Source organism: Paenibacillus rhizosphaerae, from assembly GCF_014192015.1.
GTDB classification, from domain to species: domain Bacteria; phylum Bacillota; class Bacilli; order Paenibacillales; family Paenibacillaceae; genus Paenibacillus_AQ; species Paenibacillus_AQ rhizosphaerae.
This window is the reverse complement of sequence record NZ_JACHXJ010000001.1, coordinates 1,301,234-1,317,168: the sequence shown is the minus strand read 5'-3', so window position 1 is coordinate 1,317,168 and position 15,935 is coordinate 1,301,234. Positions and strand designations below refer to the sequence as shown.

Sequence of the window (15,935 nt, the reverse complement as noted above, 5' to 3'; positions counted from 1 at the left end):
TGTCTCCCTTCCGTGCCTCCAATGAATTTTAATATGAAATAAATCGGTTCGTTCTCTGCGCTGCCTTCCGGTGACCGGGAAGCGGCTCCTCCGCGTCCTCCGGCGGATGCGCCTGCTGCAGCACAGCCTCGGCAAAGCCTTCCAAATGCTCGTAGAGTCTTTTGAAATTCACGATTTGTTCCTCTAGTTCCTTGGCCGTAAAACCTTCAAAGGTGCGTTCAATCATGTATGTACCTGCGTCCCGGTTGCGTTCAAGCATGTCCCTGCCCTTATCCGTAATGTCCAGGACAACGGACCTGCGGTCGGTCTCCAAGCGCTTTCGCTGCGCGAAGCCGAGCGATTCCAGCTTGTCGCAAACGGCGGTGACCGCGCCTGTGGTGAAATCCAGCCGTTCGGCCAGATCCCCTAGCTTCTGCTCACCTTCATGCAGAATCGCGTTCAGTACGAGCATCCCGGGAAGGGACACGCCTTCAATGGTTACTTTGTCACGTTCCTTGACGAATCTGCGAACCAGCCTGCGAAAATGCCAATCGGCTTCCTCCATCAGAAGCCATTGCTTCTCTTCCATATCTCTCCTTTCACCGTTCATCAACCACCACTTTCGCTCTCCCCATGGAGTAGCGGCCATCCATATCAACGTGCCAGTCGATATACAAAAAGGCTCCCGAATGCCATCACCGCAAGAAGCGGTATGGATTACAGGAGCCTTTGGTGGACCAATCGGCTGATGTTTAGTTTAATGTTAAAATAATGACCATTCATTAAATGAATGTTAATCGATTTCCTTGACGTAAGATTAAACCAATTATTCTCACCTGTCAAGTAGGAATTAAAACCTTTTTTTAATCACAAACAAAAAAAACCTGCTCACAAGAGCAGGGTTTTTCTGTCATGGCCCGGTATGTCCCATGCTTGCTGCGTTTCCATGCATCCTTATAAATTGTCCGATCCGGGCAGCCGCTTCACGCAGACGCGCCTCATCCTGAACAAGGGCGATCCGCACATAACCTTCCCCTTCCGAACCGAAACCATCCCCGGGGATCACGGCCACCCCTGTGCCCAGCAGCAGTTCCCGTGCGAACTGCCGGGAACCCCAAGTCTCTGCGCCTTCCAGGAAGGCAGGCGGCAGCTTCGCCCATGCAAACATCGTCGCTTTCGGCTTGGGTACGCCCCAGCCCTCCTGCGCGAGCGCCTCGATCAGCGCATCCCGGCGCCGTTCGTACAAACCGGCTACCCCGGCGGCGGACCGTGAGGGATCCATCGCCTGCTCCAGCGCGGCGATCGCCGCCGTCTGAACCGGTGCAAAGACGCCATAATCGATGTTATTCTTCAGCTCCAGCAGCGAAGAGAGTACATCGCGGTTCCCGGCCAGAAATCCGATCCGGCAGCCCGCCATATTAAAGCTCTTGGAGAACGAATGGAACTCGACTGCCGTTTCAATTGCACCCGGAGTTTCCAGAATGCTTGGCGGCCGGTAACCGTCAAAGCCCATTTCCGAATAGGCCAGGTCATGAACGATCAGCACATTCCATTTTCGAGCCAAGGCGACAAGCCGTTCAAAGTACGGACGGTCCGCCGCTGCAGCAATCGGATTCCCTGGGAAGTTCAATAGGATAAATACGGCCTGCTCCCAAATTTCGTCCGGGATGCTCTCCAAATCGGGAAGGAAATCGTGTTCCTCCCGGAGCGGCATTTCATAGGGCTTCACGCCTGCAATGGCTAGCGAACCGGCATAGATCGGGTATCCCGGATTCGGGACGATCGCGAGGTCGCCGGGATTGCAGATCGCCTGGGCCAGATGCGCCAGCCCGTCCTGCGAGCCCATCAGGGACAGCACTTCCGCCTTCGGATCCAGGCGCACATTGAAGCGGTGCTCCATCCATGCGGCACATTTCTCCCGGAACGCATCGCTCCCTGCCGACCCGGGATACGTATAGTTTCTTTCGTCAAGCACAGCTTCGCTTAATGCACGACGCACCGTCTCCGTGGGACCAAGATCCGGGCTGCCGATGCTCAAGTCGATCAGATCACGACCGGCCATTTCGGCTTCTCTCTTCCATGCGGCCACCTCCGCAAATATAGAGGAACCTAGACGCGACAGCTTGTCGGCGCGCCAAGGTCTGGGTGCATGATTCATCAATTCCGTCCACCTGCTTTTTCCTTTCATTATAGCATGCTTTTAAGTGAGGCTCCTCCACCCTACCGCATCGTTCGACAATTTTTTTATTGACTTGAAAAGCCTTTCATCCTGTAAGATCAAAGAAAAGAACAGACAACCAGGAGAAGAGAGAACCATGACAACTAAAAAAGAAACCATTCTGATCTTTGCCTTCACCTTTGCCGCGTTCGTGATGGGAACGACCGAATACGTTATCGTCGGCCTGCTGAAGGATATCAGCGTCAGCTTGGGCGTATCCCTGGCGGCCGCCGGTATCCTCGTATCCAGCTTCGCCATCGCTTATGCTGTCGGTACGCCGTTTGCCGTCAGCCTCTTGGGACGCATCCCCCGGCACGTGACCATTCTGTCGGGCTATGCGGCCCTGCTGGTGCTGAACGCCCTGACGATCTTCGCCGGCAACTTTGCCCTGATGTTTGTGATCCGGGTCGCCACAGCCATTTTGTGCGGCTTGACCTTGTCACTGTCCATTGCCGCGGCCAGCGAGCACATCCAGGCTTCCCGCCGTGCAGGCGCCGTCGCATGGATCATTGGCGGCTTCTCGATCGCCAACGTCCTGGGCGTGCCGGTTGGCACCTATATCGGCCAGCTGCTCGGGTGGCGGGCGGCATTCATCGTCACCTCCGTAGTGGGCATCATCCCGCTGTTCTTCATTGCTTCGGTTCTGCCGAAAAGCGATACCGTCAGCGTCAGCTCCATGAAACAGCAGTTCGCCTTGTTCGCGAACCGCCGCATCCGGCTGGCTTTCCTGATTCCGGTGCTCGGCGTGGGCTCGGTCTTTATCGTCTATACCTATATCACGCCAATTCTAGAGAACGTGCTCGGCATTCCGAAGCAGTGGACAAGCGCCGTGCTGCTCGGTTACGGCGGTCTGACCATCCTGAGCAATTGGATTGGGGCCAAGGTAGCCGAAGGGGATTCGAGGTCCAAGCTCAAAATCGTTTTTATCGTTCAGAGCCTGATGATGCTGGCCCTTGCAATAACCTTGGGCTTTACCTGGGCTGCTGTTTCGTGCCTGATGCTCATCGCCTTGTTCTCCTACGCCCTGAGCGCCGCTGTTCAGCTGTATCTGATCGATCTCGCCGACGCATCGGCCGGCGGATCCAAAGACTTCGCTTCGACCCTGATGCCGGTGGCCTCCAACCTTGGCATCGCCTGCGGCTCCCTTCTCGGCAGCCTGGTCGTCGACAGCATCGGTCTGGCTTATTTACCGTGGGCTGCACTGGCTTTTTCCATCGGCGCTTTTGCCGTAACGGCCCGCTGCCATCAGCTGGATCAGGAGCATTTGAACATCGGGGTGGCCGCGCGGGTTCACACCATGTAACCTTCCTTACAGGGGCTCAACTTGTCATACTAAACGGACTCTATTAGCAAAACGTTTATCGACGTACATTCCAAGGAGACAGACCGCGTTTAGAGGAAGTTTTTCTTGCGAGATCAGGATGTTGAACCTCGGAAGCTTATACTTTCTGATCTCTACAAAAACGCCGCAGCCGGATATCCGGCTACGGCGTTTTTTGCGCATTCAAATCCAGCTTTTCCTCGGTTCCGGTTCCGTCCAGCGGAGAATAGACGCAGCAGTGAAGGTCTTCATTGCCATTAATATGGGCAAACGTGTTAATTTCAAAGGATAATACACCAAGGTCAGGATGGTTCAGCACAAATGGCTGCACCTGCTTCTCCCGTACATCATGTGAATCCCAGAGCGCCGCAAATTCCGGGCTTTCTTCGGACAACATCCGGGCAAAGGCCTCGTACCACGGGTCCCCCTTCGACTGGCCATGGTAGGCCCGGAGAATGGCGGCACTGTATCCGGCAAACTCTTCCCAGTTCATGACGCGTTCCCGTAAATACGGATTCATGAAGATGGACCAGACCATGTTGCGGCCCATGACCGGATCATCCAGAAAGTCATACAACAGGTGGGGAGCCTGGCGGTTCCAAGCCATAATTTCGGTCCGGCGGTTGACCAAGATGGCGGGATAACGCAGCTGATCAATGATTTTCTGCAGTCCCGGCTCCAACGTCGGAACCGCAGGCGCGGACCAGTCCGGGAGATCGCCGAATCCCGCCAGCCGCATGACATGCAGCTTCTCATCGGGAGACAGCAGCAGCGCCCTCGCGATGTTCTCCATGACTTCCCTGGACGCCGCCACGTCTCTCCCCTGCTCCAGCCAGGTGTACCAGGTGGTGCTGACATTGGCGATTTCCGCCACTTCTTCACGGCGAAGTCCGGGTGTTCTTCTCCTGCCGTATCCCCCGCTGATCCCGACGTCCGCCGGCTGAAGCTTTTCCCTGCGCGATTTCAAAAATTCCCCGAGCAGATTTCGGGTTTGCATCATTGAAGCAGCACCTCCAAGTCGTACAACGTTCCATGAACTCTACTATTCAGATGATACCATCCAACCCGCGGCAAAAGAAAGCCTCCGCTCCGCGCTCAGGCGGGCAAGAGGCTGTAGATGTAGACTTTCAGGCTGGCAAGAGGCTGTTGTCATAGGCTGTGGTTTGATTGGGGTTCTGACAAAGCCTGTGACATAGAACGCGCGAGCATGGACCCGCAGCGCTTAGCCCATCTGCAGCACCAGTTTGCCCGCCGTTTGGCCGCTCTCAAGCAGACGATGCGCCTCGGAGGCGTTCTCCATCGGATAAATGCCGTACACCTCCGAGCGGACCTCTCTGCTGGCGAGGAGCTGCAGCGCCTCCCTTGCCGCCTGCCCTACGCCGACCGGATCATACATCGCATACGCCCCGAGGTTAAAGCCGGCGATGCTCTGGTTGCCCAGCCAAATCTCGTTGCTGTGATGCATCAGCTCGCCGCCGCTGGCATTGCCCAATGCGATAATTTGTCCCAGCGGTCTCAGGAGCTCCAGGCTGCGGGCCCGGGCTTCGCCGCCAACCGGGTCAAATACGGCGTCGATTCCCTGTGGGCCCGCGATCCGCTTCACTTCGTCCACAAAATCGGATCGCAGCAGCAGTTCGTCGTATCCGAGCGATGCGGCCAGCTTGATTTTATCCGGCGACCCCACCGTCCCCATCACCTTCCCGGCACCAAACCGCTTGGCGATTTGCCCCAGAAAGCTGCCGAGTCCGCCTGCGGCGGCATGAACCAGCACCGCGTCCCCCTGCCTCATCCGGTTCACCTGCATGACCGCGAAGTAGGCGGTCGTCAAGTTGACGATCGAAGCCGCCGCCTCAGCCATGTTCAGATCGCCTCCGATCACGTCGAGAGGTACTGTAAGCTGCGGCGTGACTCTGGCCTGGGTGGCGTATCCGCCAAGCTCGAGCAGCTTCATGGAAGCGACCGGCTGGCCGACCCGGAATCCCTCAACCCCATCCCCGATCGAGCGGACGAATCCGGACACCTCAAGCCCGGGAATCACCGGGAATGGAAATAACTCCGTAAATTCGCCTTTACGGATCAAAATATCCACAAGCCCGACGCCGGCATACGCCACATCCACGATCATTTCCCCGTATCTTGGCGCAAGATCCGGCATTTCCTTTACCTCAAGCACTTCTGTTCCGCCTGCTCTTTCAATGACGATTGATTTCATAGGATGAACCTCCCTGGTAGAAGATTTATGCCGTTATCTTACCAAGGAGGGACTGAGGCAGACAGGTTTCGGTTATACGGGTATAAAAAATAACAGGCTAGACCCGCGGTTGAATGCGGTTTTTAATGTTTTCGGACAGCCGGCTTACGATTTGATGGATCTCCTGATCCTCACGGATGACCGAGGCGATTTTTTCATGGGCGTGGATAACGGTCGTATGGTCCCTGCCGCCAAAGGCTTCCCCGATTTTGGGCAGCGAATAATCGGTCAGCTCCCTGGACAAATACATGGCGATTTGCCGGGGAAAAGCCACGGCCCTTGTCCGTTTCCGTGCTTTTAAATCTTCGATGCGCAGACCATAATAATCTCCCACCCGCTCCTGGATGTCCTGGATCGAGATCAATTGGGGACGCGACTGCGAGATCATATTTTTCAGTGCTTCGGCTGTCAAATGTACAGTGATATCCTGATTAACGAGCGAGGAATAAGCGATGACACGGATCAGAGCCCCCTCGAGTTCACGGACATTCGTATGGATATGGCTGGCGATATAAACCATCGCTTCGTTCGGAATGTCGAGATGCTCCGCCTTCGCCTTCTTGCGCAAAATAGCAATCCGGGTTTCCAGATCCGGGGGCTGAATATCCGTGATGAGTCCCCATTCAAAGCGGGAACGCAGCCGTTCCTCCAGGGTGGGGATTTCCTTGGGCGGACGGTCGCTGGAAATGATGATCGCTTTCCCCATTTCTTTCAGGGCGTTGAAGGTATGAAAAAACTCTTCCTGTGTCTGCTCCTTGCCGGCGATGAACTGGATGTCGTCGATCAGAAGCACGTCGATGTTGCGGTATTTGCTCCGGAAAGCTTCACCGCGGTTGTTCATGATGGCATTGATAAACTGATTGGTGAATTTTTCGGAGGATAAATAGAGCACCTTGGCCTGCGGATTGTGCTCCAGCACATAGTGGCCGATCGCCTGCATCAAGTGGGTTTTACCCAGGCCGACGCCGCCATACAAAAACAGCGGGTTATACGCTTTGCCCGGCGCCTCCGCTACAGCCAGTGCAGCTGCATGGGCAAAACGGTTGCCGAGACCGACGACAAACGTATCGAAGATGTATTTGGGATTCAGCATGGCGGCAAAAGCATGATCGTTCAGGAAATTATCCTCAACGAGGGCAGCCGGTTCGGATGAAGCGGTTTTTCTCTCGGTCTCCAGCTCATCCTGGGTAATGATATGAAGCTCCGGCTGAGCATCCATGTATTCGCGAACCGCTGTCAAAATGAGCGTGGTATACCGATTCTCCAGCCATTCCTGCGTAAATGTATTGGGAGTGCTGATCGTCAGGACGTTATCCTGCAGACTGACGGCCTTCGTTGATTTCAGCCACGTATCATAGCTGGGCTTGCTGATCTTCTTTTGAATCATGGACAGGACCTGGTGCCACAATTCTTCGACTTGCCTTTCCACGGGCGTTCAACTCCTTATACTTCGGTAAAACGAAATGATCATCCCGGCGGGCTTACGCAAAAAGGCATCCGTTCTTCCCTGCAAATGCTGTTCCTGGAACCATCGCAGTAAAGGGATGCCTTAGATCATCATGCTTATGTACAAGCTGCTATTTTCTATTCTAGCATATCCGGGAGCCTCCAAGAAATATGGACAGCCCCCGAAAAATGGGAATCCTTCATTTCCTATGCGGGTTATGCTCTCTGGAACAAAGCGGGAGCACCCTTAAAGATACCTGACTCTATCTGCGGCTCATCGTGATCGGATAGTTTTTGACACCAAAAACAAAGGAGCTTTGGATCGGCTGGAGTTCAGCGCCTGCGTCTCTGCTTAGATCCTTGAACCTGTCGAGGAGCGCCTGAAACGCAATTTTCCCTTCCAGCCTGGCCAGTGGAGCCCCGAGACAAAAGTGGATGCCGAAGCCGAACGTCATATGCGGATTCGGTTTGCGGTCCAGACGGAAGCCGTCCGGATCGTCGAACCGGGACTCGTCGCGGTTGGCGGACCCCACCCAGGAAATGATCTGAGCTCCCTGCTTAATCGTATGCTCCCCGATTTGTACCGTCTCCGCGGCTTTGCGTCCGATCGCGATAATCGGCGGGTAGTAACGGAGCACTTCTTCAATAAAGGAAGGTATGAGATCCGGCGCTTGATACAGCTGCTCCTGCAGCTCCGGTCTTTCGGTCAGCACGCGCACGCCATTCGTGATCAGATTTGTCGTCGTTTCGTTTCCGGCAGCCAGCAGCAGTACGCAGAAGCTGATGATATCCTTTTCCGACAGCTTCTCTCCTTCGATTTCAGCGTTCAGCAGCGCAGTAACGAGATCTTCCTGCGGCTCTGCAGCCCGCTGCGCCATAATCCCCTTAAAATACTCGGACAGCTCTCCCATCGCTTTTATCCGCTTGTCGGTAATCCGCTGGAATGCTTCGTCGGTGAGGTCGTCGGCACTTTCCACCAGAATATCGGACCAGTGCTTGAACTTGTTCCGGTCTTCCTTCGGAGCACCCAGCAGTTCGGCAATGACGATAACCGGCAGCGGAGTGGCGAATTCACTGGAAACGTCCATGGCTCCATCCGTTACCGAATCGAGCAGCTGCTCGGCGATGGACTGGATGCGGGGGGTCAGCTCTTGAATCGCCTTGGGGGTAAACGCTTTACTGACCAGGTCGCGCATTTGCTTATGCTTGGGCGGATCCATAAACAGAATGGAACCGCCTGCGCCTGCTCCACGCTCGGAGGAAAATGTTTTCGGATCCTTCAGAATGCGCTGCACATCCTCATAACGGAAGACATCCCAGCAGTTTCGGCTGCTGTCGTAGCGCACCGGCGTTTCTGTTCTTAGCTGGCGGAGGATATCAAAGGGATATAACATTCGGTCCGGGGTCGAGACCTCGGCCATGTTCAGCATGTTGGCGTATTTTTCCTGTATCATCGAGTTCAAATCCTTTCCTCAAGTATCGTGCAATCGTGTGCAGAATCATCGGAAGACCGCCTTATTTTTTGATGCGGCAGACGGCCAAAAGCGATCTAAAAAAATGATAACACGATTCAAATGGGAGTCTCGACTTACCCAGGTTGTATTTTTGGGAGGTACTAAAGCATTACATGCAGCTCTAATTGCACGGATGATATGGATGCAGGCACGGCCAAAAGGGCCATATAGTTTGTGTTACCCAAAAAAACAGAGTCCGGAAGAATCAAATTCTCCTCGAACCCCTGTATCCCTTCCATCCGGACGGCCGGTATGAATCCATACCTCCTTAGGTCTTGTTCAGACGCGTTGCCGAAAACGCCTGACGGTACTCTGTCGGAGTAACGCCGGACAGCCGTTTGAACCATTTAATAAACTGCTTGTCGTCTTCAATGCCAACCCTGTCCGCAATTTCCTTAATATGCAGCTTACTCGACACGAGCAGTTCTCTGGCCGCCTCCAGCCGAATCCGGTGAATATAATCCCTGAGGCCCGTGCCGAATCTCTGCTTGAACATCCGCGATAAATAATTGCGGTTGTACCCCATGTGCATCGCCACCCGGTCGACCGACATATGTCTCTCGAGGGCATGCAGCCGGGTCCATTCCAGCAGTTCCGACAGGCGGGGGTCCATCGCTTCGGACGCGCCCGCATCATGCAGCTGCTCTGCCAATTCAATCAGCAGCGATGTCAGAAAATAGTCTCCCGCCTGCTTCAGCCGGTATCCCCCGCTCGCCGCGTGCAGGAGCTGCCTGGCTAAAATGTGAACGCGGCTCGGTTCCGGGCAGTGTGCATAATGAGGTATGGCCCCATCCGGCTCTCCGCCCGTCTCCGGAGGGAGCAAAAAATGAAACCAGTAAAATGAAACGCCGGGGGAAGACAGCCTGTATCCGCGATGCTTCTCTCCCGGCCGCAGCAGCAGCATATCCCCTGCCTTCACTTCGTACAGCTGGCCGCCGGCTTCCAGAAAGACCACCCCCGCTACACCGATAATCAGCTCATAATCGGAAATGGTCCGTTCCATATGGGACCAATCTTCATCGCTGACAAATTGTCCACCCATCTGGAGCTTGTAAGGTTGTTGTAGATGAATAGGCAGCATGACAATCCTCCTGCTCGTCTATGAAAATCAATTTAGTGGGCTAATGACACTTTTTATGCACGTTCCACTACCGACAATCCTTGCTTTGATTCGATATGATAAAGCTGCAGATGATGATGTTAGGAGTGAACGAAAATTTGTCTACCAAAAATGCGCCAACCCATCCACAGCCGCTTGATTTGAAATCCGTCCGCATCACCGACTCCTATTGGTCCAATCATGTGGATCTTATCAAGCATACCGTGATTCCCTACCAGTGGGAAGCCCTGAATGACCGTGTTCCCGATGCCGAACCCAGCCATGCGATCCGCAACTTCCGGATTGCCGCAGGACTCGAAGAAGGAAGCTTTGCCGGATTCGTGTTTCAGGACACCGACCTGTATAAATGGCTGGAAGCGGTCGGGTATTCGCTGGCCCAAACCCCTGATTCCGATTTGGAAAAAGTCGCTGATGAAGCGATCGATCTGATCGGAGCCGCACAGCTGGAAGACGGTTACCTGAACACATACTTTACGATTGACAAGCTCGACCAGCGCTGGACCAATCTGATGGACTGCCACGAAATGTACACGGCCGGCCACCTGATCGAAGCAGCGGTCGCCTATTTTTACGGCACGGGCAAAACCAAGCTTCTTGACATTGCGCGCAAGATTGCCGACCATATCGATGACCGTTTTGGACCGGAAGAAGGCCAAATCCGGGGTTACGACGGTCACCAGGAAATTGAGCTTGCCCTGATCAAGCTGTACCATGCTACAGGCGAAGCCAGATACCTGAATCTTGCCGGCTTTTTGATCGATGAGCGCGGGCAGGAGCCGAATTTCTTCCAGGAGGAATTTGAACGGCGTGGCCGGATTTCGCACTGGGCACCCGGTGTCGTCCAGAAGGGGCCTGTAAATCTTGCCTACCACCAGGCGCATAAGCCGGTGCGGGAACACGAGGTGGCGACAGGCCATGCGGTAAGAGCCGTCTATATGTATACGGCTATGGCCGACTTGGCTCTGCTTAAGGGAGACAACGCCTTGCTGGAAGCATGCCGCCGCTTGTGGAACAACATCGTGCAGAAGCAAATGTATGTCACGGGCAGTATCGGATCCACGCATCACGGCGAGGCTTTCACGTTTGACTACGACCTGCCGAACGACACAAACTACAGCGAGACCTGCGCATCGATCGGCCTGATCTTTTTTGCCCAGCGGCTGCTTCAGAATGAAGTGAAGGGCGAATACGGCGACGTGATGGAGCGTGCGCTGTATAACACCGTAACTGCAGGAATCGCCGGCGACGGAAAGCATTATTTTTACGTGAACCCGATGGAAGTGTGGCCTGCGGCCAGTGAAGGCAACCCCGGCAAGCGCCACATCAAGCCGGTCCGGCAAAAATGGTACGGCTGCGCCTGCTGCCCGCCAAACGTCTCGCGCCTCCTGTCTTCACTCGGTCAATACATTTATTCGGCGAGTGACGAGGCACTCTACGTGCATCTGTACATCGGCAGCCAGATCAGCCACCAGGCGGCCGGCCGCAGCGTTCAGCTGGACCTGGAGAGCCGTTTACCTTGGGAAGGCCAAGTTCGCTTGAAAGTGCAGGAAGCGGAAGGCACGGGTGAGTTCACGATTGCGCTTCGTCTTCCCGGCTGGTCTGCCGCAAGCGCGATCCGCGTCAATGGCCAGCCTGCCCAGTATGAGCTGCGTGACGGTTACGCCTATATTCGCCGGGATTGGCAGGCCGGTGACGCGGTTGAGCTTGAGTTCGATATGCAGCCGCGGCGGATTTACGCCCACCCGAACCTGCGTGCCAGCAGCGGAAAGGTTGCGCTGCAGCGCGGCCCGCTCGTCTACTGCCTGGAGGAAACCGACAACGGAGCCCCGCTCGCTTCTCTAAGTCTGCCCGCAGATGCCGAGCTGCAGGTCGTCATGGACGGATGGCGCGGTGGCGTCGCCGTGATCGAGACGGATGGCCTTCGCGCCGGAACGTCGGCAGAGGCGCCGAACGATCTTTACAGCACGGCGCGGCCGCAGCTGGAACAGCAGCGCCTTCGGGCAGTCCCTTACACGCTATGGGGCAACCGGGAGCCTGGCGAAATGGCGGTATGGATTCGCGAAAGCTGATGTAAATCCAGTCAACATGCCGCGAGAGGCATTGCAGCACAAAAAACGCTCCAGAGACAGACGGATCTGGAGCGTTTTTTTCTCTTATATACCGTTTACGGAATGTATGAAAAACAATGTTAAGCCAGACTTGCGGCAAGTTTATCGAGAGACTGGTTCATGCCCGTGACCGCGTTGTCGTCCATTGGACCCGGGCTCCAGTTGGACTCGCGGATGATCAGCTCCGTTTGATCGCCATTCGAGATAAAATCGATGACAAAATCGGCCACGGGCGGGAACCTTCTGCTGGAGCATTTGATGGTTATTTTATGACTCGCCCCGGCCACGAAAATACTCGATAATAAATGAGCGAAACAGGTCTGCGGAGGGAGGAAGCTTCCGATCCTCGACCCAGGCCAGTCCAATTTCCCGCCGGCAGTAAGGCTCCGTCACGCGCAGCCGCTTGACCTTTCCGTGCTCAATGCCCGAAAAAGCCGGGATGATCGTGACTCCAAGCCCTGCGGAAACAAGTCCCGCGGCAGTCATGATATCGTCGCCCTCAAACCGGATCTTCGGCTCAAAACCGGCTTCGCCGCAAAACCGTTCCATCAGCGTTCGTACGCCATAACCCGGCTTAAAGGATATAAACGGTTCACCGGCGACCTCCTCAAGGCGGATGGACTCGCGTTCCGCAAGCCGGTGATCCGCAGGCACGTAGACGTACATTTCTTCCTCAACGAGCTTGTGCCATACGACGCCTGGCTCTTCCCCGAACGGACCGATGATGCATAGGTCCACCTCGCTCCGCATCAATTGCGGCAGAATGACCGTCGTCGGGTTTTGATACAGCGCGAACTCAACGTCCGGGTATTTGCGGTTGAAACTCGCGATAACGTCCGGCAGCCTATGAACGCCAAACGACATCAAAAAGGCAATCGAAACCTTGCCGGCATACGGATCGTGGAACTGCCGGATCTCCTCGATCCCATCCTCAATTTCCTGCATAGCCCGCTCTACTCTAGCCAAAAACAGCTTTCCCGTTTCATTCAGCTGTACGGAACGGCCATGCCGGTCAAACAGCTGTACCCCCAGCTCTTTTTCCAGCTTCGTCATCGACCGGCTTAGTGCCGGCTGGGAAATCGCCAGCTGCTCCGCCGACTTAATGAAATGCTCCAGCTTGGCCACGACGCGGAAATACTCCAGCTGCTGCCATTCCATGATTGTCCGCCCTCTCTCCAACTCCTTATAACCTACAGGTACTAATTTGATAATTTTAATTCATTATACAACATAAGCAAATCAGGCGTATACTTAGGGGCGTCACCGAAAGAGTAGTTTATAGAACTTAACAAAGAGAGGCGTTTATCGTGCAGTACATTCAAATCGGTACCCGAGCCTATTTCCGGGTACTGGTCAGCATGCTGCTGGGCAGTCTGGTCACCTTTGCGATCCTGTACAGCCCGCAGCCTTTGATTGGCACGTTTGCGAAGGAATTCCACGTATCCCCTTCCAGTGCGAGCTTCATTATTTCTTTCTCAACGATTACATTAGCGGTCACCATGCTGTTTGTTTCCCTGCTGTCCAATGCCTGGGGGCGCAGAGGCGTCATGAGCGTGTCGCTGTTCGTTACTTCCTTGCTGGCCATGGCATCTTCGTTCAGCACAAACTTTCATCTGCTGCTGGCGGCCAGGCTGCTCGAAGGCATCAGCCTTGCGGGCTTTCCGGCCATCGCCATGACTTATCTCAACGAGGAGATCGAACCGCGCAGCATCGGGCAGGTCATGGGGTTCTATGTAGCAGGCACCGCGGTTGGCGGTTTTGCCGGAAGGGTCATCATCAGTCTGATCACCGATTTTTTCAATTGGCATATCGCGATGTTTGTCCTGGGCTTGGTCAGCCTTCTATGCAGTCTGCTGTTTTGGCTCTACCTGCCCAAATCAAACCACTTCAAACCGGTCAGCATTTCGCTGCACCACTGGGCCGACGGCTTCCGGAACGGATTTGCAAGCACCCGGCTGCTGTGCCTGTACCTGATCGGTTTTCTGCTGCTTGGCGCGTACGTGACGCTGTTTAACTATATTGACTTCCCGTTGTCCCAGCCGCCTTATGAGCTGAGCCAAACATGGATCGGCTGCCTGTTCGTCTTTCAGCTGATGGGCTCCTGGTCCTCCGTCTGGTTCGGTAAGCTGGCTGACCGGTATTCACGTGCCGGCTTGATTGCCAGCGGCCTGGGCATGCTGTTGGTCGGTGCACTGCTCATGCTGGCGGGCAACCTGGTCCTTATGATCGCGGGCATGATCCTCTTCGCATGCGGCTTCTTCGCAGGACACACCGTTGCCAGCGGCTGGGTGGGCAAAGCGGCACCGGTGCGCTATAAAGCTTACGCTTCATCCCTTTACCTGCTCTTCTACTACACGGGGTCCAGTCTGGTGGGCTGGTCCGGCGGATTCTTCCTGTCCGGCTTCGGCTGGAACGGGGTGATCGGGATGATCATTGCGTTAATTGTGATCACCGCACTGCTGCTTGTGTACGCAAGCCGGTTTTCCCGGCAGGAGCGGCACGGCAGCGAAGCCAAACCAACTGCACTGTAATGAAACCATAAGCATTATAATGAAAACGGCATGCTTCCCATGTAAATCATGGGAAAGCATGCCGTTATTTTATGCTGATGCCGCGGTCAGGCTTACGGATTCCAATTCATCCCCTGAACCGGAAGACCGATTCGCTTCAAAACATCAGACCTGACATAGAGCCGGTCACCGATCATCGTGCTGTCTCCTGCCGTTACGGTCTCGGTTCCTCCCGGACCTTTTAGGGTAAAAGAACTGCTGTTTACCTTTCCAGCCACCTTCTGCTGTATGACTTCCAGGCCTGCTTGCTCCATCAGTTCCCGTACCGGAATCATCGCGCGTCCGTTTTGAATAAAGGCAAAACTGAGATAAACCACCTTGCCGCCAATGGTGGCTCTTGCTGTGATCTGATCACGAATTTGGATTGGTGTCACCGGCAAGTTTTGAGGCTGTAGATCGGCAGGGGGCTTTGTCGATGCGTCTGGCATAGGTGCCTGGTAGCTCTGTTCCGCTAGGTTGGAAAACTCCTTGAAATCCGGTTCGGCTGCCGGGCGTGCTTTTCCATTGGACAGCGTTATGACAGCGCTCGGACGATTCGGCTGGTTATATCTGACCAGTAGGCGTCCGCCTTCGGCATCATAATAGTCGAGGCTTGCGTAGACAAGATGCTTCTTCATCCCCGTTGCCGGATTCAAGATCAAAATTTCTTTCATCTTAGCTGTGGGGCTATACTGAACGACAAGCACACGCCCATCTGGCATCGGGATAAATCCTGGACGTAATGGTGCACCATCAACTTCCTTAATCATGCCATCTCCGGTGCGCATAAACACACTAAAAAAAGATGTGGAGTACCAATTCTGCTGTGCATCCTGACCTATCTCATAATTTTTGATATAATGCAATCCGATCCGGTTATTCTTACTGCCCGTGAAAAATACGCCTTTCGTTCCCGTCTCTTTGGCTGGGTCAAATACAGTCGAAAACAGCCCGTTCAAATAATCACCGAGACCTTCTCCAATCAAAACGGGCCTCCCCAAATTATAGTCCCAGGTTACGGAGATTCCTTCTTCCAGTGCATTCCACTTTCCATTAGAATCGCGGAATACTGTGCGGTTATAATATTGCTCACCGTCATATGCGGACGCATCGTAATAGGCACGTCCCGTGCCCTTATCATAAAATTCAGCCCTGAAATCCCATTGGAGTTCGGGTATCTGGGCTGCCTGGGATTCGGGGAGTCCTGTGCTCTGCGCACGGTCCGCTTGAACTGCAGCCGCAGGTGCCTCCTCAGCCTGTACGCTGGGGCTTGGCACCACCGCCGTACCCGATGCTGTCAGCAGCGCTGCAAACATCAACGAAGCCTTCCACTTGTGCTTCTTGTTCACCCCTGATTCTCTCCTTTCACCATCAGATGGATCTATGATCAATCTCATTATTCGAAGATGAGCCAATCTCCAAATCCGCT

13 protein-coding genes are annotated in these 15,935 nt (G+C 54.6%); 3 read left to right on the top strand and 10 right to left on the bottom strand.

The genetic code is table 11. The annotated features are described in order from the left end of the window. Positions 1–28 precede the first annotated feature (28 nt). Together FHS19_RS05710 and FHS19_RS05705 are read right to left on the bottom strand one after the other, a co-directional pair. On the bottom strand, positions 29–568 hold the full coding sequence (locus FHS19_RS05710) for a MarR family winged helix-turn-helix transcriptional regulator (protein WP_183579828.1): 540 nt from the start codon (positions 566–568) through the stop codon (positions 29–31). A gap of 321 nt (positions 569–889) precedes the next feature. Then, positions 890–2,137, bottom strand: a complete 1,248-nt coding sequence (locus FHS19_RS05705; RefSeq protein WP_183579826.1) for an aminotransferase class I/II-fold pyridoxal phosphate-dependent enzyme — start codon at positions 2,135–2,137, stop codon at positions 890–892. Between the two features lie 157 nt (positions 2,138–2,294). Between FHS19_RS05705 and FHS19_RS05700 the strand changes: the two genes are divergently transcribed. Then, positions 2,295–3,500, top strand: a complete 1,206-nt coding sequence (locus FHS19_RS05700; protein WP_183579824.1) for an MFS transporter — start codon at positions 2,295–2,297, stop codon at positions 3,498–3,500. A 181-nt stretch (positions 3,501–3,681) separates the two neighbouring features. Here the strand turns inward: FHS19_RS05700 and FHS19_RS05695 are convergent, their stop codons facing one another. The 5 genes from FHS19_RS05695 to FHS19_RS05675 form a co-directional block, all read right to left on the bottom strand. Continuing rightward, complete coding sequence (locus tag FHS19_RS05695; protein WP_183579822.1) at positions 3,682–4,518, bottom strand: helix-turn-helix transcriptional regulator; 837 nt, start codon at positions 4,516–4,518, stop codon at positions 3,682–3,684. Between the two features lie 222 nt (positions 4,519–4,740). After that, positions 4,741–5,730, bottom strand: coding sequence for a quinone oxidoreductase family protein (locus FHS19_RS05690; RefSeq protein ID WP_183579818.1), 990 nt, complete (start codon positions 5,728–5,730; stop codon positions 4,741–4,743). A 97-nt stretch (positions 5,731–5,827) separates the two neighbouring features. Continuing rightward, positions 5,828–7,198: a chromosomal replication initiator protein DnaA gene (gene dnaA / locus FHS19_RS05685; RefSeq protein ID WP_183579815.1), complete on the bottom strand. Its 1,371-nt coding sequence runs from the start codon at positions 7,196–7,198 to the stop codon at positions 5,828–5,830. A gap of 280 nt (positions 7,199–7,478) precedes the next feature. Then, positions 7,479–8,669 (bottom strand): cytochrome P450, encoded by a 1,191-nt coding sequence (locus tag FHS19_RS05680; RefSeq protein ID WP_183579812.1) that lies wholly within the window; start codon positions 8,667–8,669, stop codon positions 7,479–7,481. Positions 8,670–8,997: 328 nt separating this feature from the next. After that, positions 8,998–9,810, bottom strand: coding sequence for a helix-turn-helix domain-containing protein (locus FHS19_RS05675; protein WP_183579809.1), 813 nt, complete (start codon positions 9,808–9,810; stop codon positions 8,998–9,000). 137 nt (positions 9,811–9,947) lie between these two features. Here FHS19_RS05675 and FHS19_RS05670 point away from each other — a divergent pair, with 137 nt between their 5' ends. After that, entirely contained in the window at positions 9,948–11,918 is a 1,971-nt protein-coding gene (locus FHS19_RS05670; RefSeq protein ID WP_246426425.1) for a glycoside hydrolase family 127 protein, read from the top strand. A gap of 119 nt (positions 11,919–12,037) precedes the next feature. Here the strand turns inward: FHS19_RS05670 and FHS19_RS34775 are convergent, their stop codons facing one another. Together FHS19_RS34775 and FHS19_RS05660 are read right to left on the bottom strand one after the other, a co-directional pair. Beyond that, the gene (locus FHS19_RS34775; RefSeq protein ID WP_183579806.1) at positions 12,038–12,187 is read right to left on the bottom strand and encodes an SRPBCC domain-containing protein; all 150 of its coding nucleotides are present in this window, start codon (positions 12,185–12,187) and stop codon (positions 12,038–12,040) included. 37 nt (positions 12,188–12,224) lie between these two features. Then, on the bottom strand, positions 12,225–13,115 hold the full coding sequence (locus tag FHS19_RS05660; protein WP_183579803.1) for a LysR family transcriptional regulator: 891 nt from the start codon (positions 13,113–13,115) through the stop codon (positions 12,225–12,227). Positions 13,116–13,264: 149 nt separating this feature from the next. Here FHS19_RS05660 and FHS19_RS05655 point away from each other — a divergent pair, with 149 nt between their 5' ends. Beyond that, positions 13,265–14,488 carry an MFS transporter gene (locus FHS19_RS05655; protein WP_183579800.1) on the top strand — a complete coding sequence of 408 codons (1,224 nt, stop codon included), beginning with the start codon at positions 13,265–13,267 and terminating at the stop codon, positions 14,486–14,488. A 92-nt stretch (positions 14,489–14,580) separates the two neighbouring features. On the opposite strand, the gene FHS19_RS05650 is transcribed toward FHS19_RS05655, so the two are convergent. Beyond that, complete coding sequence (locus FHS19_RS05650; RefSeq protein WP_183579797.1) at positions 14,581–15,855, bottom strand: hypothetical protein; 1,275 nt, start codon at positions 15,853–15,855, stop codon at positions 14,581–14,583. Positions 15,856–15,935 lie beyond the last annotated feature (80 nt).

What these genes read in the sequence shown, in the direction of transcription:
- FHS19_RS05705 (WP_183579826.1), bottom strand. Translation starts at nt 2,137, where the DNA reads ATGAATCATGCACCCAGACCTTGGCGCGCCGACAAGCTGTCGCGTCTA.
- FHS19_RS05700 (WP_183579824.1), top strand. Translation starts at nt 2,295, where the DNA reads ATGACAACTAAAAAAGAAACCATTCTGATCTTTGCCTTCACCTTTGCC.
- FHS19_RS05695 (WP_183579822.1), bottom strand. Translation starts at nt 4,518, where the DNA reads ATGATGCAAACCCGAAATCTGCTCGGGGAATTTTTGAAATCGCGCAGG.
- FHS19_RS05675 (WP_183579809.1), bottom strand. Translation starts at nt 9,810, where the DNA reads ATGCTGCCTATTCATCTACAACAACCTTACAAGCTCCAGATGGGTGGA.
- FHS19_RS05660 (WP_183579803.1), bottom strand. Translation starts at nt 13,115, where the DNA reads ATGGAATGGCAGCAGCTGGAGTATTTCCGCGTCGTGGCCAAGCTGGAG.
- FHS19_RS05690 (WP_183579818.1), bottom strand. Translation starts at nt 5,730, where the DNA reads ATGAAATCAATCGTCATTGAAAGAGCAGGCGGAACAGAAGTGCTTGAG.
- FHS19_RS05680 (WP_183579812.1), bottom strand. Translation starts at nt 8,669, where the DNA reads ATGATACAGGAAAAATACGCCAACATGCTGAACATGGCCGAGGTCTCG.
- FHS19_RS05710 (WP_183579828.1), bottom strand. Translation starts at nt 568, where the DNA reads ATGGAAGAGAAGCAATGGCTTCTGATGGAGGAAGCCGATTGGCATTTT.